We start from the raw sequence: 22,030 nt of genomic DNA, 5'->3' as shown, positions 1-22,030 counted from the left end.
TTACTCAACTATGTTTAAAGCAAAATTTTTAAACTTCAGTAACATTAAACTGGTGTTAATATAACCTAATTTTTCATCATGGATAAATGAAAAGTTATTATGTAGCCCTTTATATTTATCTTTTATCAGATAATCTCTATAATCCTCTCCGTATGTGGTTAACAGTTTACCGAAATAGTACCCAATATCAAAGCCCTTAAAAGCGTATTCTCCAGGCTCAAATCCGTACCTGTAGCGGTATTTTTTAACAAAGGCAATAACTGCACTGCTTTTGTAGTCTATTTTATAAGAAGAGCTGATAATCGTATTCAGATCTTGTAATTTATCTGTAGGATAATTCTGTTTTACCCAGTTAGGATGACCAAACAAATTAATACTATAACCACCTGCAGGTAGATGCTTTAATTTATACAGTTTTTCTATTGTTGGCAATACAAAAGTCCTGTCGGATGAGGTAAGCACTACTACATAGTCTTTACCTTTAATCATTTTTGTTTCAAAAGCATAAGCCGAAGCATACTCCTGTACCACAAACTTTGTATTGCTTTTAAAATAATTCCTTATTGGTGCCGCAAACTGTTCGTCTTCTGTTTTCTTAGGATTAATCAACACCACTATAGTATTAGCAGGATTATAGTTTTTAGCAATGTATGTGACTATCTTTTTTCCATGTAAGTCAATATTATTTACAATTGACACCAGATTTGGATTATTAAATTCAGCGGGTTCGGAAGCGGCCAAAGGAGACACAATAATTGCGTTATTTTCTTTGGCATAATTGGCGATAAACTTTAATCCATCGGGAAAAACGGGGCCAATAATTAAATTGCTTTGTTTAAACCGCTCATTTTTGTACAAGAGCGATATATGTGCATTATCATCTTGCGTATCGAAAACATTCAGTTTAAAATTTAGACCCTGGGCTGCGGCAGAATCCAATCCTAATTTAAAGCCCTGATAGAAATCAATAGGCATGGCATATTTCTCAATATCGGCTTTTGTGGCTGTTTTTAAATTCAGCTCATCCAATTTAAAGGGAACAAGCAGGGAAACGCTTGCCTGCGAAATTTTTTTGATAGGCTTTTTATCTGTTGGTTTTTCTTTTTCAACCGGTTTACCTGCTTCAGGTTTGGGTGTCCTGATTTTAGGCGAACAAGCACCCAAAACTACCGCAAACAAAACCAGCAACCCATAAACCTTCTTGAAATTCATACCTATCATTTTTAACAAAATATGCTAGCAAAGTTTATTCCACCTTGCTAGCATCACCTTTATTTTATGCTGTTTGTACTACAAACTGAAAACTCACAATACCAAACTAAAAGCTATTCCCACTCGATAGTCGCAGGTGGTTTAGAGCTGATATCATATACCACTCTATTGATGCCTTTAACTTTATTGATGATTTCGTTTGAGATTTTAGCCAATACCGGATAAGGTAGGTGGCACCAATCTGCTGTCATTCCATCAAGCGATTCTACCGCTCTTAGTGCAATTACATTTTCGTAAGTACGTTCATCGCCCATTACTCCAACGGATCTCACTGGCAAGAAGATAGCGCCTGCCTGCCATACTTTATCGTAAAGGCCTGCTTCTTTTAAATTGTCGATATAAATTTTATCGGCATCTTGTAAAATGGCTACCTTTTCTGGAGTAACCTCTCCAATAATGCGGATGCCTAAACCTGGTCCAGGAAATGGATGGCGACCTAAAATAAACGATTCTAAACCTAAAGTGGTACCTACTCTTCTTACTTCATCTTTAAACAAAGTTTTAAGTGGTTCTACTACTTTAAGTTTCATAAAATCTGGCAAACCGCCTACATTATGGTGCGATTTAATGGTTGCAGATGGACCTTTAACCGAAATAGATTCAATAATATCCGGGTAAATTGTACCCTGAGCCAACCATTTTACATCTTGAATAAGATGAGATTCTTCGTCGAAAACTTCGATAAATACACGGCCAATAATTTTACGTTTTGTTTCTGGATCTTCTACTCCGGCCAACTGACCCAAGAATTTATCCTTTGCATCAACCCCCTTAATATTTAAGCCAAAATCTTTGTATTGCTCTAAAACACTTTCATATTCATTTTTGCGCAATAAGCCGTTATCAACAAATATACAGTGTAGGTTTGTACCAATGGCTTTATGCAAAAGTACCGCCGCAACACTACTGTCAACACCGCCCGAAAGCGCCAGAACAACTTTATCGTTACCTACAGTAGCTTTAATATCGGCAATGGTAGTTTCAACAAAAGCAGCAGAAGTCCAATCCTGGCTACATCCACATATATCAACCAAAAAGTTTTCTAAAAGGATTTTTCCATCAATACTGTGCGTTACCTCAGGGTGAAACTGGATAGCATAAGTATCTGAATCTTTAATATGATAAGCTGCCACTTTTACACTATCGGTACTGGCAATCAATTCAAAGTTTTCAGGAATATCGGTAATGGTATCTCCGTGGCTCATCCAAACTTGCGAGTCGATGTTTATACCTTTAAATAATTTGTTCTCCTGGTTTACAAAATTCAGGTTAGCACGGCCGTACTCGCGTGTTGAAGATGGCTGAACAGCACCGCCAGAATGTTGGGCAATATATTGTGCACCATAACAAACAGCCAATAATGGATATTTTAAATGGTATTTCGATAAATCGATTTGAGGTGCATCTTCCTGACGGACAGAATAAGGACTACCTGAAAATATAACTCCTTTTACATCAGGCGTAACCTCAGGAAGATTGTTGTATGGATATATTTCACAGTAAATATTTAGTTCGCGAACCCTACGGGCGATGAGCTGTGTAAATTGCGAACCAAAATCGACGATAATGATTTTCTCTTGCATCCGCAAAAGTAGTAATTAGATATGATATTTGAGACCAGAGATTTAAGATTTTTGAAGGAAAAAGTCCGGAGTCGGTTTGGAGCTGAGCGTTTGGCAACAGGAGTTAATTAACCGATTTGAACAGTTAATCAAAAGAATGCTTTAAAGATATTTCCCAAAAACTTATTGCGCTTACCGAAATTATATTTTTTTTGTTCTTTAGAATTTCTAAGCAATTATTAGAGAGCTTAGAAGAATACATTAGCGACCAAATTAGTCCATGGGTATCTAACAAGTAAATCATAATCCTAAAAACTCCTCTTCGGTCATTTCGAAATCGTCTTTAAATATTACTTCAGCCTTTCCATCTAGCATACCGATTTTACGTTCGCTATTACTTTTTTCTAATTCAGGAACAAAGTAACCAATGACTTCCTTTTTCCTGCCAAAAGTTACAGCTATGCTGAACCTGCTTTAATATCTTCCAAAACTTCAGAAAAATGAGCTTTAAATTCACCAACCGACATTGTTTTCATAACTAAAAGTTTTATAATCAAATACAAGCAAAACTTGTCAAATTGTCAAGATAAAAATGAGTTATGTTTTAAGTACAAACTCTGGTGAACTGTTATACAGCTCACAGTCGCCAATAAACTAATAACAAATGGACCACAGAACCTTTATGATTCTATCAAAATCACTTCTACCCCAAATTTTCTTAAAAAATCTACGCCTTCGTCGCTAGGCAAACCTTTATAAGCTGCATAAGATTTAGAATAGTATACCAGTTTGATTCCTGAAGATAAAATTAAGCGGGCACAGGCAATACAAGGCGACAAGGTGGTATATAAAGTACATCCTTCTATCTTGGATCCATTTTTTGAGGCATAGAGGATCGCGTTTTCCTCCGCATGTAATGCCAAAGAACAACTTCCTTTACTATCGCGCGCGCAGCCATGCTCTGGCCATTCTTCGTCACAATTATGGGTACCGGCCGGCGGACCATTATAACCAATAGAAATTATGCGGGTATCTTTTGTTAATACTGCACCTACATGAGCACGCACACAATGTGAACGGGCAGCCAAATCGGTGGCCAGGTTCATAAATATCGAATCGAAACTTGGTTTATCTGTCATTATAAAAATCAAAAAAGCCACAAAGAACTAAATCTCTGTGGCTGTAAAATTACTTTATTAAAAATTAATGTCCACCAGAAATTTTCTCATCAAAATTAATTCCCTGTGTCTTCAAAATAGCACTTCCTTTAATTGCATAGAATGCAAGATATGCGAAACACACCACCCCGACTAAGTAACTGTATTGGATACCTGTAAACTTTGAAAGGTATCCTTGCGCTAAACTCACAATACCACCTCCCATAATCATCATAATTAAAAAACTACTTCCTTGACTGGTGTGCTTACCTAAGCCACTAACAGCCAAAGTAAAAATACACGGCCACAAAGTGCTGCAGAATAAACCCACACTGGTAAACGCGTAAACACTAGTCATACCTGTAGTAAACATACCGATAAATAAGGCTATAATGCCCATTACCGAAAAAATTAATAACATGCGCGCCGGGTTTCCTTTACTGGCCATATCGGCGCCAATTAATACAACTATTACGGCTGCGTATACATAAAATGGTGTTAAATCGTGTTTGGCGATAGCATTTGCAATTAAGAAAACACCAAAAGCTAAATAAGGTGCTACAAATCTCAATATTTTTTGCAAGGTCATATCTTCAGTAAAAGCTTCTACCGCCCCTGTCCAACGACCAATCATTAAACTGGCCCAGTATAAAGAAACATATGGCGCAATATCTTTAATGGCAAATCTTAATTTCTCTTCCATATATGCCGGCAAATTACTGGCAGTAGACACCTCTACGCCAACATATAGAAAAATAGCAATCATTCCCAGTACCAGCTGTGGGTAGTTCAAAGCAGAGCCCTTAATCGATTTAGTATCATTAGCTGAAGCTTCTACTAAAGTAGGTCGATCAGGCAAAGACGACATTTTTAAAAATACAGCTACTAAAAGAAAGGCTACTCCTAGTATTAAATATGGAATTTTTACACTTTCGATGCTCACATTGGTAGTAGCGCTTGTAGCAACACCAAAAATAGCGAAGTTTACCAACAAGGGGCCAATGGTTGTACCAAAATTATTAATACCCCCTGCAAGAGTTAAACGTTGTGAACCAGTTTTAATTGGCCCCAAAGCAATAGCTAAAGGATTTGCAACAGTTTGTTGTAAAGAGAAACCCAGGGCAACAATAAACAAGCCAGATAACATTAGCGGAAATGAGTGCAGATTTGCTGCCGGATAAAACAAAAGCGTTCCAGCTGCCGAAATAACAAGCCCCAAAGCCAAAGAGTTTTTGTAGCCTAGTTTATTTACAATGTCCTGCCCCATTACTACCGAAATGCCATTATAAATTAAAGCCCCAACCGTGTATGCAATGTAAAATGCAAATGATACCAACTGGCTTTGGAATTGAGTTAAATTAAAAGCCTGCTTAAATACCGGTATTAAAATGTCATTACTGGCGGCCACAAAGCCCCAGAAAAAGAATACCGTGACCAAAGGAATAAATTGCCCCCATTTGGTTTGTGTTTGTTCTGAACTCATTTTTTAAATTTAGTTTTAGTGGCTCTAAACATAAATAAAAAAAAATGAAAACCAGTAATTTTATGCAACCTATGCAACAAAAATAAATGTTATATGTTTAGGTATAAAGTTGCATATTCGCATATTATAAACAATACAATGCATGTTTGAAGCCATATTACTCGGTATAGGAGCAGGGATTATTTCGTCTTTTTTAACTGGGCCGGTATTTTTTGCAATGATCAAAACCAGCATAGAAAGGGGCTTCAAAGCTGGGTTTTCTTTAGCTGTTGGCGTAATTATTAGTGATGTGATCTTAATTGCATTGGTCCTTTTTGGGAGTCAGTTTGTTGATTATAAAGCCGAATTTGATAAATATGTTGGCAGTATTGGCGGTGTATTTCTGCTTGCCGTAGGTATATATTACCTGGTTTCTAAAATAACAGTGCACTATGATAGTTCAACGCTTCAAAAAGTGAGTAAACGGGGGTATGTGCTCAAAGGCTTCTTAATGTGCATCCTCACCCCTTCTACCCTTATGTTCTGGATTATTGTAAGTGGGATCATTTCGGTTAAATTGAACAATATGCTGAACGAAAAATTAGTTTGCTTTTTTATCGCCATGGCTACTCAATTAAGCATCGATGGAGCAAAGAGCTTTTACTCCAGTAAACTCCGTTATAAAATAAAGGAAGATGCACTTAAAAAGCTGAATAAAATTGCCGGTGTAGTCATCATCTTCTTTGCTTTCTGGCTCATCATTAAAACTTATCTGAAATTCTACGCATAGATTTTCCGCGATAAATAAATCCTGGTTCTGGCCATTTGGAATAGGATGACAGATGGCACCAGTTAACTATTTTGCTTCTCTATGCCATGGTGATTAAAATTATGTTTTGGAAAGCAGGTGAAGTGCTGCTATTATTTTTAGTCCTGCCAATGCTGCATTCCTCACCCGATGGAGGATCGGGCTCCGGGCTTTCCGCGAATGTCAGGTTTAGGTACGAAAAGGCAGTATTATTAAATGAACATGAACCTTCTTAGTGTCTTGATGGTAAAAATCATAGGAATGACGGAAGAATTTTATGGAGACCATCTCCTAAAGTTATCTTCCGCCGTGGTTTGTGTCCTCACGAATCAATAAAACATTAAACACCTGTTATCCAATACATTATCAAAAAAAAAAAAAAAAAACAGATCCTGAAATAAATTCAGGACGACGCGTGGGCGGGAAAAACAATTGAACCCTCAACACTGACGAAGCAATGATGACCTTTCCCTAAGAAACTGCCAATAGTAGCAGAGTCTAGGAACTCTTTCTTTCTCCGCAGCAAAAAATAAACGCAAAAAAATAGCCCATATTACTATGAGCTATTTGTTATTCAAGTCCCCTTTAGGGGATTTAGGGGCTAGTAAGCCCTTTGGTTATTTCCTTCTTTCCAGTTAACAAAAGCTTTATTAACTACTTTGTTCCCGCCTGGAGTTGGGTAATTCCCTGAGAAATACCAATCACCTTTATTTTTCGGACAAGCCTCGTGCAGGTTCTCTAAACTTTGATAAATTACCTCCACCTCGGCAACAGTACCTTTTGGGGTGATGATCTGTGCAATTTTAGCCGAAATTTCTTCTGGCGTAAACGGTTTGTAAATATCTTTAACGTGGTTTACAATCTCCTCTTTAGGTAATAGTAACGAAGCTTTACATTTAGTGTAAACATCCTCTATTACCTGCCACATACCGCGCTCTGTTAACAACTGAATAGCCGCATCGAAAGCCACGAACTGTCCCATCCTACTCATATCGATACCATAACAATCAGGGTAACGGATCTGAGGGGCCGAAGAAACAATAATGATTTTCTTAGGGTGTAAACGGTCAACAATTTTAATAATACTCTGCTTTAAGGTGGTACCGCGTACAATCGAATCATCAAGTGCAACTAAAGTATCTTGGTGGTTATTGATAATACCATAGGTAGTATCGTAAACGTGTGCCACCATTTCGCTACGATCTGCATCCTGGGTGATGAAAGTTCTTAACTTTACATCTTTAACGGCCAGCTTTTCTACACGAGGAGCTAAAGACAACAAATCTTCGAGCTGTTGATCTGTTAGCGTTTCTTTTTTATGTAAGAGGACATCTTTCTGGTGCCTGCGCACATATTGCTGAACACCGTCAACCATTCCAAAAAACGCAACTTCTGCCGTATTTGGAATAAATGAAAATACTGTATTTTTTAAATCGTAATTAACCGCCTGAAGAATTTTATCACTCAATAAACGGCCTAACTGCTTGCGTTCGCGGTAAATCTCTACATCACTTCCTTTTGAGAAATAGATACGCTCGAAAGAGCAAGACAACCTTTCGGTAGGCTCGCGGAATTGCTCCATGCTTACCTCACCATTTTTCTTGATAATTAAAGCATGACCTGGATCGATCTCTTTAATATCTTTAAACTGAATATTAAATGCAGTTTGCAAAGCTGGCCTTTCAGAAGCCGCTACAACGATCTCATCATCATAATAATAATATGCCGGACGGATACCTGCCGGATCTCGCATAATAAACGAATCACCATTGCCAACCATACCACAGATAGAATAACCACCATCCCAGGTTTTGGCCGAGCGGCGAAGAATATTGGCAATATCTAAGTTATCAGATATTTTATGCGTAATTGCAACGTTATCGTGCCCTTCTTTTTTGTACTGATCAAAAAGCTCCTGGTTCTCATCATCTAAAAAGTGACCGATTTTTTCCAATACCGTTACGGTATCTGCTTTTTCTTTTGGATGTTGACCTAACTCGTATAATTGTTCCAATAACTCATCAACATTGGTCATGTTAAAGTTACCTGCAATAACCAGGTTACGTGTCATCCAATTGTTTTGCCTTAAAAAAGGGTGGCAATTTTCGATACTGTTTTTACCATGCGTACCATAACGCAAATGGCCCATTAACACCTCGCCGATAAAGCTTACGTTGTTTTTGAGCCATTCTGTATCCTGCATTAATTCAGGAGTGTTTTCTTGGATATCAACAAATTTGTTCTGCACATATTCGAAAATATCAGCTACCGCATTTGATGCCATGCTACGATATCGGCTAATGTACCTACTGCCGGGTTTCATATCCAGCTTAATGGTGGCAATACCTGCGCCATCCTGGCCACGGTTATGCTGTTTTTCCATTAAAAGGTATAATTTGTTAAGGCCGTAAAGTGCTGTACCGTACTTTTGCTGGTAGTAAGAAAGTGGTTTTAACAGGCGAATAAAAGCGATTCCGCATTCGTGTTTTATCTGATCACTCATTGTGTGGGTTTGAAGCCGCAAAGTTATCCTTTTAACTCATTACAACCTAAAGAAAAATGCTTTCTTTTATTATGATGAGTTTAGACTGACAGATGTGCATAAAACCTAGGAATTGCCCTTTCAACTCAAAAGCCCCTATTAATAATTAAAATATTTCTAAATCACTCGCATAGTTAGTGTAAAATTTACACCTTTAAGCAATTCAATATGGCCACAAACGATAAGTTATTAAAAGCCAGTCAACAGTTTGCGATTTTCAGTTAACCAATTTAAACAATTAACCGATTAACCAGCATTCAGTTTACAGTTATACAATCATTCTATCTGATTTCAGCGACTCTCCAAAAAAAACAGAGGCATGTTCATCAAAAGCAATTGGATCGCCGCTGGTATAAAAAGATTTCTCTCCCTGCTTCCCTAATTTTTGTTCCATTTCGGGGTGTCTCTTTAAATAATCAGCTAAACTGTTGGCTACAATCTCGCCTTGTGTTAAAACGCTTATATGATCAGGGAATACTTTCCTCAGTTTAGGCATTAACAAAGGGTAATGCGTGCAGGCCAATAATACACAATCGATATCTGCCGATTGGCCCAATAGCTGATCACAATATTCGTTGACAAAAAAATCTGCCCCCGGTTGTAAGTGTTCGTTGTTTTCGATCAACGGAACCCACATCGGGCAGCTTTGCTGGTAAACCTTAATTTCAGGAAAAAATTTATTGATCTCTAAAAGATAAGATTGAGAATTAACCGTTCCCCTGGTTCCCATTACACCAACTTGTTTTGTGCTGGTATATCCATCTATAACCTCTGCGGTGGGCCTGATTACACCCAGTACCCTTCTATTGGGATACTTGCTTAGCAAATCCCTTTGCTGGATGGTTCTAAGTGCTTTTGCAGATGCGGTGTTACAGGCCAGGATAACCAAATGGCATCCTTTAGCAAAAAGCCATTCTACGCATTCCAAAGTATATTTATAAATGGTATCGAAAGAATGATCGCCATAGGGCGAACGGGCATTATCTCCCAAGTAGATATAATTGTAATCGGGTAATTTATCGGCAATAGAACGGAAAACCGTTAAGCCACCGTAACCTGAATCGAAAATACCTATTGGAAATTCTTGCATTGTGCTGGAAGTTGAAATATTAAAAAGTTGTAAAGTTAGCTTAAATGTTTGAAGGTTGAAATATTGGAACGTCGGAATGTTTTAGCGCACCAGAACAGAATTTTCCTACCTTTACAACATTAAAACTTCTCCTAAACAAAAAAGCAGAACTAAGTTAAACTTAATTCCGCTTTATATTTTAAACTGGTTAGGAGACTAATGACTCCGAACTCGAAACTCAATACTATTTTTTAGGTGCAGCTGGTTTTGCAGTAGTTGCTGTAATACCTAATTTAGATTTAACTGCGGCAGTAATATCATCACCACCATCCCAGAATACCAAATTGTTACCACCCTGTCCGTTTGCGATATCGAAAACGTAAGCTAAACCTTTTTCTTTAGCTACAGCAGAAATTGCCGTTGCAACTTTAGATTGGATTGGTTGGAATAATTCACCTTGTTTAGTACCTATATCTTGTGAAGCTTTAGTGCGCGCATCAGTAATGCGTTTTTCTAAATCCTGTAATTCTTGACCTGCAGCTTGTAATTCTTTACCCACTGTTTCTTTATTAGCTTCGCTTAAAGTTTTTTGTTTAGCTTCTGCGGCAGCCATTTTACTTTGATATTCTTTGATCATTGCATCAATATCGGCTTGCTTTTGTTTACCTAAGGTTTCTAAAGTGGTTTGAGCTGTTTTAGCTTCTGGTAAATTTGCAAATACCTCCTCAGAATTAATGTGACCCAATTTTTGTTGTGCACTTGCCATATTCGCTGTAAACAATAAACCTGCTGCTACAAAGAATACGTTAATTAACTTTCTCATCGTTTTATTTTACTTTTTTATTTTTTTCTAATTGTTTTTCTTCAAAAATCAGGGGCGAATATACTAATTATTTACAGTCCCGGTTTATAACCTAATTTTACAATTACATCATTACTAACATCGTAACTGCTACTTGCATAAATCATCATTGTTGCTTCACTGCTCTTGTCAAAAATGAAGTCTAAATATTTAGATTTTGCAATCTGTTTAATGGCCTCGGCTACTTTATCCTGAATGGGTTTAATTAATTTTACCCTGCTTTGAAAAAGGTCTCCATCTGGTCCAAACTTAGAACGTTGAAATTCTTTAGCCTGTTTTTCTTTTTCAATAATTTCGTTTTCACGGCGTTTGCGCATATCATCAGTTAATAAGACCTGATCGGCCTGATAAGCCTTGTACATCCTATCTATTTCAGAAAAATTCTGATCTACTTGTTGTTGCCACTGTTTAGAGGCAACATCTAACTGAGTTAATGCCGATTTATATTCTGGTAAATGCTTCAAAATATACTCTGTGTCTACATAAGCAAACTTCTGTGCAAAGGCACCAAAAGAAGTGCAGAGTAGGAATGCGATAAAAAGATATTTTTTCATTTTGTGTGTGTGTTAAATGATATAGTTAATAACCTAAGCTTTCTTTAAACTCCTATTGCAATGATTTATTGCATAATTAGTTAATTTTTTGTTCTTTATCAATTAAAATCCACCTAATTGTTGTGCGATACTAAAATGGAACTGACCTTTGTTCGCGCTTGGTAAACCAGGTATAGCATCAAAACCATATCCGTAATCAATACCTAGCAAGCCAAATATAGGAAGGAAGATCCTTGCACCAACACCAACTGATCTTCTAATGTTGAAAGGGTTAAAATCACTAAACCTGTTCCAGGTATTACCACCTTCTGCAAAGGCCAAAACAAATGCAGTAGCTTGTTGACTTGCAATAACCGGATAACGCGCTTCCAATACATATTTAGTGTAAATTGGGCTACCAGACTGTTGTGCTACGTTTGGATTAGAACCTACCGGAATTACAGTATTATTAGAATAACCACGCATTGCAATTAACTCAGATCCTTGTAAGAAATCGAATCCTTGCATACCATCACCACCTAGTTTGAAACGCTCGAATGCTGACTGGCCAACTGCTTTATTGTATTGACCCAAGAAACCGAATTGTGCTTGTGCTTTAATTACCAGGTTACCTACAACACGTTGATACCATTGTGAATCAAATTTCCATTTATGATATTCTGTAAAACGGTATTTTTCTTTATCAGATGCTGTTGCATAATTCACCTTGTTAAACAGTGAATATGGTGGCGTTGCCTGAATAGTGAAACGTAAGAACGATCCAGATTTAGGGAAGATAGGCGAATCTCTTGAATCGCGGCTAATCTCTTGTGATAAGTTTAAGTTATAAGAAGTACCTGTGCTAAATAAATATCCTGAATAATTATTTAAGATATATTGTTGCAGGTTAATAGCATGGCTTAATTGGAAATAGTTATCTGGCCAGTTTAATCTTCTACCCAAACTAACAGTTACACCATTTAAACGTATTTTTTGGAACTGCGCGTTATCAGAACTTAATCCATTAGATTGTAATGAAGTAAATGCACTCACCCCAAAACTTACCGGTTTCTCGCCACCAAACCAAGGTTGTGAGAATGAGAAACTATACGATTGGTAATATTTACCGTTCGTCTGTCCACGTAAGCTTAATTTTTGCCCATCACCTTTTGGCAACGGTTTATAAGCTTTTAAATTAAATAAGTTACGTAATGAAAAGTTATTGAAAGTTAAACCTAACGTACCAATGATACGGCCACCACCAAAACCACCTGATAGCTCAATCTGATCTGAAGGCTTCTCTTCTACTGCATATTCAATATCTACGGTACCATCTGCTGGGTTAGGACGAGGCGTAGGTACAGTTTTAGACTCATCGAAGTTACCTAATTGACCAATTTCGCGAATGGTACGGATTAAATCACTTTTGTTAAATTTCTGTCCTGGTTTAGTGCGGATCTCACGTAAAACAACCTTATCGTTTGTAATCGTGTTACCTTTTAAAGTAATGCGGTTGTTGGTATACTGCGGCCCCTCGTACATGCGTAATTCCACATCAACAGTATCGCCATAAATTTTGGTCTGTACCGGATCGATATTAAAAGTTAAATATCCATTATCGGTATACATACTGTTAATGTCGCCACCGTTTTCTCCACCACCGTTTAATTTTTTATTTAATTTTTCTTCGCTAAAAACATCACCTTTTTCGATGGTTAATACTTTTTTCAAAATACTATCCGGATAAATGGCATTACCTGCCCAGGTAATATTACCAAAATAATACTTTTTACCTTCGTAAAGGTCCATTCTAATGTTAACCTTTTTCTTGTTATATTGGTAAATGGTATCTTTTAGTAATTCTGCATCACGATAACCTTTCTCGTGCATTTTAGCAATCATTTTTACCTTATTCTCTTCGTATTTCTCTTTCGCGAATTTTCCCGAGCCCCAAAAACGCCACCAAGCAAACTGTTTAGGGTTTTTAAGGTATTTTCTCAGTTTTGCTGATTTGAAATCTTTGTTCCCGGTAAAATCGATATGCTGTACTTTAACACGGTGACCTTTATCTATATTAGCTTCTAATACCACACTGTTCTCTGCATTCGGATCTTTACGTGTTTTGTAATCGATCTGAGTAAAGAAAAAGCCCTTATCCAATAAGTATTTTTTAACAATGGCCGAGGTGGTATTGTACAAGTTATCGTTTACGATTTTACCTGTTTTATCATTTAGCTTTTCCTGAATGGCAGTTTTTTCAGATTTGCGGATACCTTTTAAATCTATAGAACTTAAACGCGGGCGTTCCACTACTTCAATTTCAAAATAAACAGAATCTTGAACAATTTTTTCGATGTTAAGTTTAACATCATCAAACAAGCCCTGTGCCCACAACGTTTTAATTGCATCAGAAGTCGCCTCGCCAGGAAGAACGATTTTATCACCTTTAGCTAATTTAGATAAGGTAATTAATACCTCTTTATCTAAATACTGGGTTCCCGTTACTGTTGTACCACCAATGATGTATTCCTTTGGACTAAAATAATCGAGATCTAGGCCACCAACCTTTAAAGAAGGGGTTGCCGGTGCCTGACCTTGTGGACGTATTTGAGCGAAGGCCGGAGCGGCTAAAACTAGTAGGATTAAAACTTGAAATATTCTTTTCATTAAAATTAGTTGTTCAGTAATGGCCAAAAGGTAACGATATTTTATAAAGTAAAATTTCTTTACGTTGTTCCCTTATTATGGTTTCATTTATCGTATAAAAGTGGTGCTAAGTTAGTTTAAACGCTTGTTAAAAAGTGTTAAAAGAAAAATTAGTTTAATTGTTCACTAATTTTACCAAAACGGCGTTCGCGTTTTTGATAGTCTACAATAGCCTCGAAAAGATCTTCACGTCTGAAATCCGGCCATAAAACATCAGTAAAATAAAACTCGGTATAAGCCATTTGCCAAAGCAGATAATTGCTAATCCGGTGTTCGCCACTTGTCCTGATCATGAGTTCAGGATCGGGTATATTTACAGTTGTTAGTTTAGAAGAAAACAGGTCTTCGTTAATATCATCCAAAGAAACGATATTGTTTTTTACTGCTAATGCAATTTTTTTTGCAGCCTCCAAAATCTCCCATTTTGCACTATAACTTAATGCCAGTGTTAATGTACATTTTTCGTTATGGGCTGTTTTCTCCATAGCTTCTTTTAAATCATCAATACACTCTTGGGGTAAAGAAGCAATATTGCCAATAGCATTCAGCTTAATATTATTTTTATTAAGTGTTTCGGTTTCCTTGTTGATGGTAGAAATCAGAATCTGCATCAAAGCATCTACCTCTTCTTTGGGTCTATTCCAATTTTCAGTAGAAAAAGCATATAAAGTAAGGTATTCAATACCTACCTCAACACAACCTTCTACAATGTCTTTTACAGAAAGTACACCTTGTTCATGTCCGAAAACCCGCACTTTGCCCTGGCCTTTTGCCCATCTTCCATTACCATCCATGATTACGGCAATGTGCTTTGGCAGGCGGCTATAGTCTATTTGTTCTTTAAATCCCATTAATTATGTCAAAATCAGCTTAAAAGGAATAGCATTTTGAGGATACAAAGGTAAAAGATATGCCAACACTAACAAATAGATAAGTGTCCCTTTTTCGAAAATCGCCTCTTTGGGTTCCTGGCTGTCCGATTTGATAGCGTGAAGGATCGGATAAATTAACCTGATTTTGGCCTTCTCCAACAAATACAGGATTAACCGGATAACGGCCGCTCACATCATCCAGATAATCGGTAAATGGTGTCCTATAACCTAATTCTGTAAAAACGCTCCAGGTGTTTTTGTAGTTATACCTTAGCCCTACTCCATATGGGATAGTTAAAACAGCATTGTTATAACCATTTTCCTGACCTTCGGTTCTGAGTCGATCTAACCGATATCTTTCACCATCAATTTTTACCGTAGGTTTAAATATAAGTAGACCAGCCCCCGTAAAAAGGTATGGTGTAAATTGTCTGTTTCCTCCACCGAGATTAAAATTGAAAAAATTGAAATCAATTAAGCCGCTAAATTCGTTCAGCATCGTTTTAAAACGCAGGTTCCTTTCTCGGAACTGCTCATTGCTCGAATAAGAATCATCGGCTTTTATCTGCCCGTAAGTATAATTTAAACGCACACCAAGGTATTGGTTAAAGTTTCGTTTTACGTAAAGCCCACCCGAAAGACCACTAATTAGCAAAGGATTGTTCTGATTAAGATCGCCGATATAACCTGCACCACCAGCCATCACCCCAACTTCCCAAGAGGGTTCGCCTATTACCGTACGCTGTGCATGAACAAGCTGCCCGCTAAAGATGAAAAAGAGGATAATTAATAGCTGTTTGTTTGGCGTCATACTTAGTAGTTACGGGTATCGATGCCCCATAATAATTTATTTCTTAACGTGTTTAAGTAGGTTTCATTATTAAGGCGGACAAGATTTATACAAAAATCTGCCTTTTTTATACTAATTTTTACTGAACGCTCTACAGTAACGGTTCGGCTATCGCAGGAAACCAAAAATTTTGATTCTCTGGCTTCTACCTCGAAAGAGAGCTTATTGTTATCTGGCACAACTACTGGTCTCACATTCAAATTATGTGGCGCAATAGGGGTAATAACAAAATTTTCAGAATCTGGATAAATAATCGGTCCGCCGCAACTTAATGAGTACGCTGTTGAACCTGTTGGGGTGGCAATAATTAATCCATCGGCCCAATAAGAGTTAATAAACTCATTATTCATCGAAGCATGGATAATCATCATTGCTGAATTATCGCGACGATGAATGGTAATATCGTTCAATGCAAAATTTTCTTCACCAAATAAACCATTATCAGATTCTAAAGTTAAAAGTGAGCGGGAATCTAAGGTATATTCTTTATTGATCAGGGCATTGAGCGCCGATCCAATTTCATTTTTGTTTATACTGGCCAAGAATCCTAGACGGCCAAAATTGATTCCGATTACAGGTATGCCCGAATTGCGGATTAATGATAGGGTATCGAGTAAGGTACCATCTCCACCTAAGCTCAGCAATACATCGGCAAGTTCCTTTAATTCGGTATGATTATGAAAAATAACGGTGTTTGCAGGCAATTTAATTTTACCATGAAGCGATGTTTTAAACTTAGAATATAAAACAGGCTGAATGTGATGCTCGGCTAAATGATTAAAAACCTCTTGTACATAGGGCAAAACCGTATCATTAAAATCTCTGCCGTAAATTGCAATCCTCATAAAGTAGGTTTATACATTTAAATAGTTCATGAAAGAATCGTAACGCTCCTGCGATCCATCATCAATCTGGGTGTTATTGTATACCTCTTTAACCAGATAATCATATCTTTCGAAAGAGGCTACCAATGAAGTAATTTCTGTTTTATTTACTTTGAGCGTTACTTCTAAACGGGTAGAATCTTCGAAAGAATTCACATAAGAAGAGAGTACCTGTGCATTATCGGCTTCAACAATCTGCGCAATATGTGCCAGCGAATTATCGCGGTTACTAATCTCCAAAACAATAATTCCGCCGGGTTCGTTTACGGCATACTGTTCGGCCACAGCATTTACCATGTTATTGATAGAAATTAAACCAACATAATTTTTCTGTTGATCTAAAACCGGAACAGCCGTTAATTTTAGCTGGCTCAATAACCTGATTACATCGTAAGCATGTGCATTACCCAACACGAAAACATTAAGTATATTTACTGCACTATCGCTTAAAAGGGTATCGTGATTATCAATATTTAGTAAATCATCTTCAGAAACCAAACCCAATAAAGTTACCTCGTTAACAACTGGTAAGTGCTTTAGTTTAAAATCGTTCATGCGATCTAAAGCTTTCTGTACCGTGTCATCGGTTCTTAGTGATGGAATTGCACCTGATATGATTTCTGCTGCAAACATTTATTTCAACAATATTCTATCTAAAAATTTCTCTAAAAATGCATTAAATATTTCGGGATGCTCCATCATAGGTGCATGACCGCATTTATCAACCCAGTTCAATTCCGAATTCGGCAGCAATTCGTGAAATTCTTCTGCCACTTCTGGCGGAGTAACCTTGTCGTTTTTACCCCATATTAAGGAAACCGGTATGGTAATTTTAGACAGTTCCTTAGCCATATTGTGGCGTATTGCCGATTTTGCCATGGTTAAGATACGAATAACCCTCGATCTATCGTTAACTGTTTTAAAAACATCATCAACCAGTTCTTTAGTTGCCGTAGCCGGATCGTAAAAAGTAAATTCTACTTTTTCCTTAATATAATCGTAGCTCTCTCTACGTGGAAAAGATCCTCCAAAAGCATTTTCGTATAAACCAGAGCTACCGGTAAGCACCAGGGCCTTAACAAATTCCTGATGAGCAACCGTAAATACTAGACCTACATGGCCACCAAGTGAATTACCAACAAGCACTACCTGGTTTAAATTTTTATATTTTAAAAAGCGATGAAGATATCTCGACAATGCTTTTACGCCCAATGTTAAAATAGGCAAATCGTAAATTGGTAAAATTGGAATAATTACACGATAGCGATCTTTAAACTGTTCGATAACCAGTTCCCAATTGCTTAGTTCGCCCATTAGGCCATGTAGCAATACCAGTGTCTCGCCTGTTCCAGCTTCGATGTATTTAAATCCGTCTTCTTCTATTATCGGGTAAGTCATATATATTCTAGATGGTATTGTGCTACTAAGTTAGTAGAGTAAAATTAAATTTATGCATTTATATGCCATTTTTCTGAAATAAAATCGAAAACGGTATAAAAACCCATTTATAAGTATCGAGAAACAATTATTCAGTACCCAGATACGCATTTTATAATAAGCTTTTAGCTTTAGTTTTTACGCTTTTAGCTTTAAACTATGCTAGTTTTTCTTTAACAATCTCTGCAATTAATTTACCATCAGCCTTACCTGCAAGTGCTGCATTTGCCATCCCCATTACTTTACCCATATCCTTAACCGATGTAGCACCAGATTGTTTGATTACACCCTCAATAATTGAGGCAACCTCAGCCCTATCTAACTGTTTTGGTAAAAATTGATTAATCACTTCAATTTCTTCTTCTTCTACCTGATATAAATCTTCTCGATTTTGTTGCTTATAAATATCAGCAGATTCGCGGCGTTGTTTAATCAGTTTCTGAAGAATTTTAAGTTCAGCTTGTTCGGTAATTTCTTCTGAAGATCCCTTCTCTGTTTTAGCTAAAAGTAAGGCTGCTTTTATTGCCCTTAAACCTCTTAACTGTGCATTATTTTTAGCCAACATGGCTTTTTTTATTTCCTGATCTATTGTATTTGATATCATTGTTAATTGTGGTTAATTGGTTAACTGTTTAAATCGGTTAACTGTTCAAGGTTGTTAATTATTGAATTACCAAATTGGTCAACTGAAAACTTTATACTCTATTTATAATTGTTGCTGTAGCCTGTACGGTTGGCATAATCAGCATATCGTTAATGTTAACATGTTTCGGCCTGCTTACTACATACCAAATCGCATCGGCAATGTCATCGGCAACTAGCGGCTCCAGGTTTTCATACACTTTTTTCGCCCGGTCTTCATCACCTTTAAAGCGCACTACCGAAAATTCGGTTTCTACCATGCCTGGATTAATTTCGGTAACCTTTATCCCATGTGGCAATAAATCGATACGCATACCTTTACTCAAAGCATCTACAGCATGTTTGCTAGCACAATATACGTTTCCATTTGGATAAACTTCTTTCCCGGCAATAGAACCAATGTTAATGATATGGCCCGATTGATTTGGGATCATCCAGTTGGAAACAATTTTGGTTACATAAAGCAAGCCTTTTACATTGGTATCAATCATGGTATCCCAATCGTTGGTATCACCTTTATCAATGGGATCTAAACCTTGGCTCAAACCAGCATTGTTAATCAAAACATCAACCTTTTTCCATTCTGCTGGCAAAACTTCTAAAGCAGTAGTAAGACTTTCTTTATCGCGAACATCTGCAAAAACCTGTTTAATGCTAATGGCATATTTATCTTCCAAATGATGGGCAATTTTAGCCAACCGATCTGCTCTGCGGGCCAATAATACCAAATTATAACCTTGTTGGGCAAATGTATGTGCGCACGCCTCGCCAATACCAGAAGTTGCACCTGTAATTAATGCGATTTTAGACATTTTTATGAATTTTAAGCCTTGGTAATCCTTTAAGATCTCATCTTTGATTTACCTACACCAACAAAGGTAAGTTTTTTTGGATTGCAGGACTATTGAAAAATCAAACTGAATGTTAATTGACGTAATTTCAACTTATCTATCGGATTGGCATAAACAGTATTGTCGTGCTGAAGCAAATCATTGGTTGAATACGAGAGTTTTATTTCGGGCGACATTTTAAAATACTCGAAATAAATATCGAAACCGATACCTGTTTCGTACGACAGGTAATTTCTTTTATTTTTTAAAAACTTATTTACGGCTGTTTCTCCTTCATCGAAGGTTTTCTTTTTCGAAGCTATATCTATCGAATATTTAGCACCACCCAACCAGTATGCCCTAAAATTGTTCATCCGGTTCGATTTTACCTTTATGCCCAATGGAAATTCAAACATCGTGGCCTGAACTTTTCTTTCTACAACTGTTTGAAAGTTTTTTGTTTGTCCGTTGCCCAAGTTAATCGGTGCCATGGGCTCATACTCATAAATTACCATCCTATCGCTAAAAATAAGGGAGGGCGTTGCCCTGATATCGAAGTTATCAGAAATCATCCTATTCATTACAAAACCCAATCCAAAACCTTGAGATGGTGGGCTAGAAATAGAATTTAATGTTGAGGTAACCGGAATGCCCGAATTCGGATCGTAAGAGGGATCCAGAGAATTTGGCACCTCATAAAAAGACGATCGCCAGTTTGGCTTTTTAAGTATCTTGTATTCGGCTGAGATATATTGAAAATTAAAACCAAAACTCCAATCTTCATCATCTATTCCGCCACCCCAATTTTGAGCAAAAGTGGTTTTAGAAGCGATAAAAAGTAAAAGAATGAGGCTTAATTTTCTGATCATTTGGTTCCTACATATATCGAACTTATTCCAAACGTTAAAATTCTTTGTTTGGTACTTTTAAAGCCAACTTTTTCCATCAGATTGGTAAAATCTTCTCCGTCAGGAAAAGCAGCTACCGATTCTGGCAAATAAGTATAGGCTCTATGGTCTTTAGAAAATAGTTTTCCAAAGAAAGGCGTTACCTGTTTAAAATAAAAACTATACAATTGTTTTACGGGGAAAACCTTTGGTTTAGAAAACTCTAATATCACCATTTTCCCGTTAGGCTTTAATACCCTGTACATATCGGTTAATCCTTTTTCGAGGTTTTCGAAATTACGCACACCATAAGCGCAAGTAATGGCATCAAAAGTATCATTTTCGAAATGTAAGCCTTCAGAATCACCTACCTGAACAGTAAAAACTTCGTTTAAGCTACGTTCGTTAATTTTCTTCTTGGCCACTTCTAACATTCCTTCAGAAATATCAACGCCAATTACCTTTTCGGGCTGAAGCTTTTTTATGGCTTCAAAAGCAAAATCACCAGTTCCTGTAGCAACATCAAGTAAAGTTCTTGGATGGATGGAAACCAGTTCTTTAATGGCTTTTTTGCGCCATAATACATCAATGCCTAAGGAAAGAAAATGATTTAAAAAATCGTAAGTGCCAGAAATGTTATTAAACATGGTTGCAACCTGTTCTTTTTTAGTTGCATCTTCTACTTGGTATGGGGTGATATTCTGATTCATGATATGGAGCAAAGATAGCTAAAAGAGTTTGCAGTTGGGCGTTTAGAGTTTGCAGTTTAGCAATTCCTCTAAACTTTACGAATCGCTGACGGCAACGGGTTTTCAACTCCGAACGCCCAACTCTCAACTCAAAACTAATTGTTACCTTTGCACTATGATTATCAAAACGGCAACATTTGTTTGCAGCAACACGCAGATTTCGGCACTACCTGTACCAACCATGCCCGAATATGCATTTATTGGCCGCTCTAACGTAGGTAAATCTTCATTAATCAATATGTTGGTTAATCAGCATGGATTGGCCAAAACCTCGCAACGTCCGGGAAAAACACAGTTAATTAATCACTTTTTAATTAATGAGGCCTGGTATATTGTCGATTTACCTGGTTATGGTTATGCCAAGGTTTCTAAAACCAGCAGAGAGAAGTGGGAGAAATTTATCCGCGCCTACATCACCAAAAGAGAAAGTCTGCAATGTGTTTTTGTTTTGATAGACAGCCGCTTAGATCCTCAGGGAATTGATATTGAATTTTGTTATTGGTTAGGTGAAAAACAGATACCGTTTTCGCTAATTTTTACCAAAGCCGATAAACAGGGCATGACCACCACCCAGAAAAATGTAGCTGCCTTTAAGAAAAAATTAGGCGAATTTTTCGAAGAGATTCCGGCTACCTTTATCACTTCTGCCGAAAAAGGGAACGGAAAAGATGATGTTTTAAATTTCATCTACGAAGTAAATAAGGATTTTGTTGTACCAACAGATTATAAGAAGTTCTAAATGGCATATTGGTTCACTAGTCATTAGTTCATTGGTAAATGGTTCGTAGTTTTGTAGTTCATGGTTGGGTTGTTGGTAGCATGTTTCAGAAATCGTTTTAATGACTGATTTTTCTTTGAACTTTTAAGCTATGAACGATTAAACCATTGACCCAACTAACACAATTA

The 22,030-nt window shown here is 37.0% G+C and carries 20 protein-coding genes; 2 read left to right on the top strand and 18 right to left on the bottom strand.

Features of this window, described 5'->3' with window-relative positions; genetic code table 11:
• The 4 genes from HDC90_RS04620 to HDC90_RS04605 form a co-directional block, all read right to left on the bottom strand.
• The gene (locus HDC90_RS04620; RefSeq protein ID WP_184464331.1) at positions 1-1,212 is read right to left on the bottom strand and encodes an ABC transporter substrate-binding protein; all 1,212 of its coding nucleotides are present in this window, start codon (positions 1,210-1,212) and stop codon (positions 1-3) included.
• A 113-nt stretch (positions 1,213-1,325) separates the two neighbouring features.
• Positions 1,326-2,855 (bottom strand): glutamine-hydrolyzing GMP synthase, encoded by a 1,530-nt coding sequence (guaA, locus tag HDC90_RS04615; RefSeq protein WP_184464329.1) that lies wholly within the window; start codon positions 2,853-2,855, stop codon positions 1,326-1,328.
• A gap of 659 nt (positions 2,856-3,514) precedes the next feature.
• Positions 3,515-3,973, bottom strand: coding sequence for a dCMP deaminase family protein (locus HDC90_RS04610; protein WP_169502862.1), 459 nt, complete (start codon positions 3,971-3,973; stop codon positions 3,515-3,517).
• Between the two features lie 64 nt (positions 3,974-4,037).
• Positions 4,038-5,474 carry an MFS transporter gene (locus HDC90_RS04605; RefSeq protein WP_184464327.1) on the bottom strand — a complete coding sequence of 479 codons (1,437 nt, stop codon included), beginning with the start codon at positions 5,472-5,474 and terminating at the stop codon, positions 4,038-4,040.
• A 142-nt stretch (positions 5,475-5,616) separates the two neighbouring features.
• Here HDC90_RS04605 and HDC90_RS04600 point away from each other — a divergent pair, with 142 nt between their 5' ends.
• Positions 5,617-6,243, top strand: coding sequence for a LysE family translocator (locus tag HDC90_RS04600; RefSeq protein WP_184464322.1), 627 nt, complete (start codon positions 5,617-5,619; stop codon positions 6,241-6,243).
• A 619-nt stretch (positions 6,244-6,862) separates the two neighbouring features.
• On the opposite strand, the gene HDC90_RS04595 is transcribed toward HDC90_RS04600, so the two are convergent.
• From HDC90_RS04595 to ubiE, 14 genes are all read right to left on the bottom strand, one after another.
• Positions 6,863-8,764 carry a class II glutamine amidotransferase gene (locus HDC90_RS04595; protein ID WP_184464320.1) on the bottom strand — a complete coding sequence of 634 codons (1,902 nt, stop codon included), beginning with the start codon at positions 8,762-8,764 and terminating at the stop codon, positions 6,863-6,865.
• A gap of 307 nt (positions 8,765-9,071) precedes the next feature.
• Positions 9,072-9,893, bottom strand: coding sequence for a glutamate racemase (gene murI, locus HDC90_RS04590; RefSeq protein WP_184464318.1), 822 nt, complete (start codon positions 9,891-9,893; stop codon positions 9,072-9,074).
• 223 nt (positions 9,894-10,116) lie between these two features.
• A complete protein-coding gene (locus HDC90_RS04585; protein WP_184464316.1) occupies positions 10,117-10,695 on the bottom strand; it encodes an OmpH family outer membrane protein in 579 nt (192 codons plus the stop codon).
• A gap of 71 nt (positions 10,696-10,766) precedes the next feature.
• Positions 10,767-11,288 carry an OmpH family outer membrane protein gene (locus tag HDC90_RS04580; protein ID WP_184464314.1) on the bottom strand — a complete coding sequence of 174 codons (522 nt, stop codon included), beginning with the start codon at positions 11,286-11,288 and terminating at the stop codon, positions 10,767-10,769.
• A 102-nt stretch (positions 11,289-11,390) separates the two neighbouring features.
• Entirely contained in the window at positions 11,391-13,934 is a 2,544-nt protein-coding gene (bamA, locus tag HDC90_RS04575; RefSeq protein WP_184464312.1) for an outer membrane protein assembly factor BamA, read from the bottom strand.
• A 149-nt stretch (positions 13,935-14,083) separates the two neighbouring features.
• Complete coding sequence (locus HDC90_RS04570) at positions 14,084-14,824, bottom strand: isoprenyl transferase (RefSeq protein ID WP_184464309.1); 741 nt, start codon at positions 14,822-14,824, stop codon at positions 14,084-14,086.
• 19 nt (positions 14,825-14,843) lie between these two features.
• Positions 14,844-15,656, bottom strand: a complete 813-nt coding sequence (locus HDC90_RS04565) for a DUF6089 family protein (RefSeq protein ID WP_184464307.1) — start codon at positions 15,654-15,656, stop codon at positions 14,844-14,846.
• A gap of 2 nt (positions 15,657-15,658) precedes the next feature.
• A complete protein-coding gene (locus HDC90_RS04560; protein WP_184464305.1) occupies positions 15,659-16,540 on the bottom strand; it encodes an NAD kinase in 882 nt (293 codons plus the stop codon).
• A 9-nt stretch (positions 16,541-16,549) separates the two neighbouring features.
• Positions 16,550-17,212: a CBS domain-containing protein gene (locus HDC90_RS04555; protein ID WP_184464303.1), complete on the bottom strand. Its 663-nt coding sequence runs from the start codon at positions 17,210-17,212 to the stop codon at positions 16,550-16,552.
• Positions 17,213-17,977, bottom strand: a complete 765-nt coding sequence (locus HDC90_RS04550) for an alpha/beta fold hydrolase (protein WP_057932771.1) — start codon at positions 17,975-17,977, stop codon at positions 17,213-17,215.
• 196 nt (positions 17,978-18,173) lie between these two features.
• On the bottom strand, positions 18,174-18,620 hold the full coding sequence (locus HDC90_RS04545) for a GatB/YqeY domain-containing protein (protein ID WP_184464300.1): 447 nt from the start codon (positions 18,618-18,620) through the stop codon (positions 18,174-18,176).
• A 91-nt stretch (positions 18,621-18,711) separates the two neighbouring features.
• Complete coding sequence (locus tag HDC90_RS04540) at positions 18,712-19,470, bottom strand: SDR family oxidoreductase (protein ID WP_184464298.1); 759 nt, start codon at positions 19,468-19,470, stop codon at positions 18,712-18,714.
• Positions 19,471-19,559: 89 nt separating this feature from the next.
• Positions 19,560-20,357, bottom strand: coding sequence for an outer membrane beta-barrel protein (locus HDC90_RS04535; protein WP_184464296.1), 798 nt, complete (start codon positions 20,355-20,357; stop codon positions 19,560-19,562).
• The gene (gene ubiE, locus HDC90_RS04530) at positions 20,354-21,085 is read right to left on the bottom strand and encodes a bifunctional demethylmenaquinone methyltransferase/2-methoxy-6-polyprenyl-1,4-benzoquinol methylase UbiE (protein ID WP_184464294.1); all 732 of its coding nucleotides are present in this window, start codon (positions 21,083-21,085) and stop codon (positions 20,354-20,356) included. Before ubiE ends, HDC90_RS04535 begins: the two co-directional genes overlap by 4 nt.
• Before the next feature lie 154 nt (positions 21,086-21,239).
• On the opposite strand from ubiE, the gene yihA reads away from it, so the two are divergent.
• Positions 21,240-21,863 (top strand): ribosome biogenesis GTP-binding protein YihA/YsxC, encoded by a 624-nt coding sequence (gene yihA, locus HDC90_RS04525; RefSeq protein ID WP_184464292.1) that lies wholly within the window; start codon positions 21,240-21,242, stop codon positions 21,861-21,863.
• The last annotated feature ends 167 nt before the right edge of the window (positions 21,864-22,030 follow it).

It is taken from the genome of Pedobacter sp. AK013, from assembly GCF_014205835.1.
GTDB lineage: Bacteria > Bacteroidota > Bacteroidia > Sphingobacteriales > Sphingobacteriaceae > Pedobacter.
Note: the sequence above shows the minus strand (reverse complement) of the source record. Positions and strands in the feature narration are given on the sequence as shown.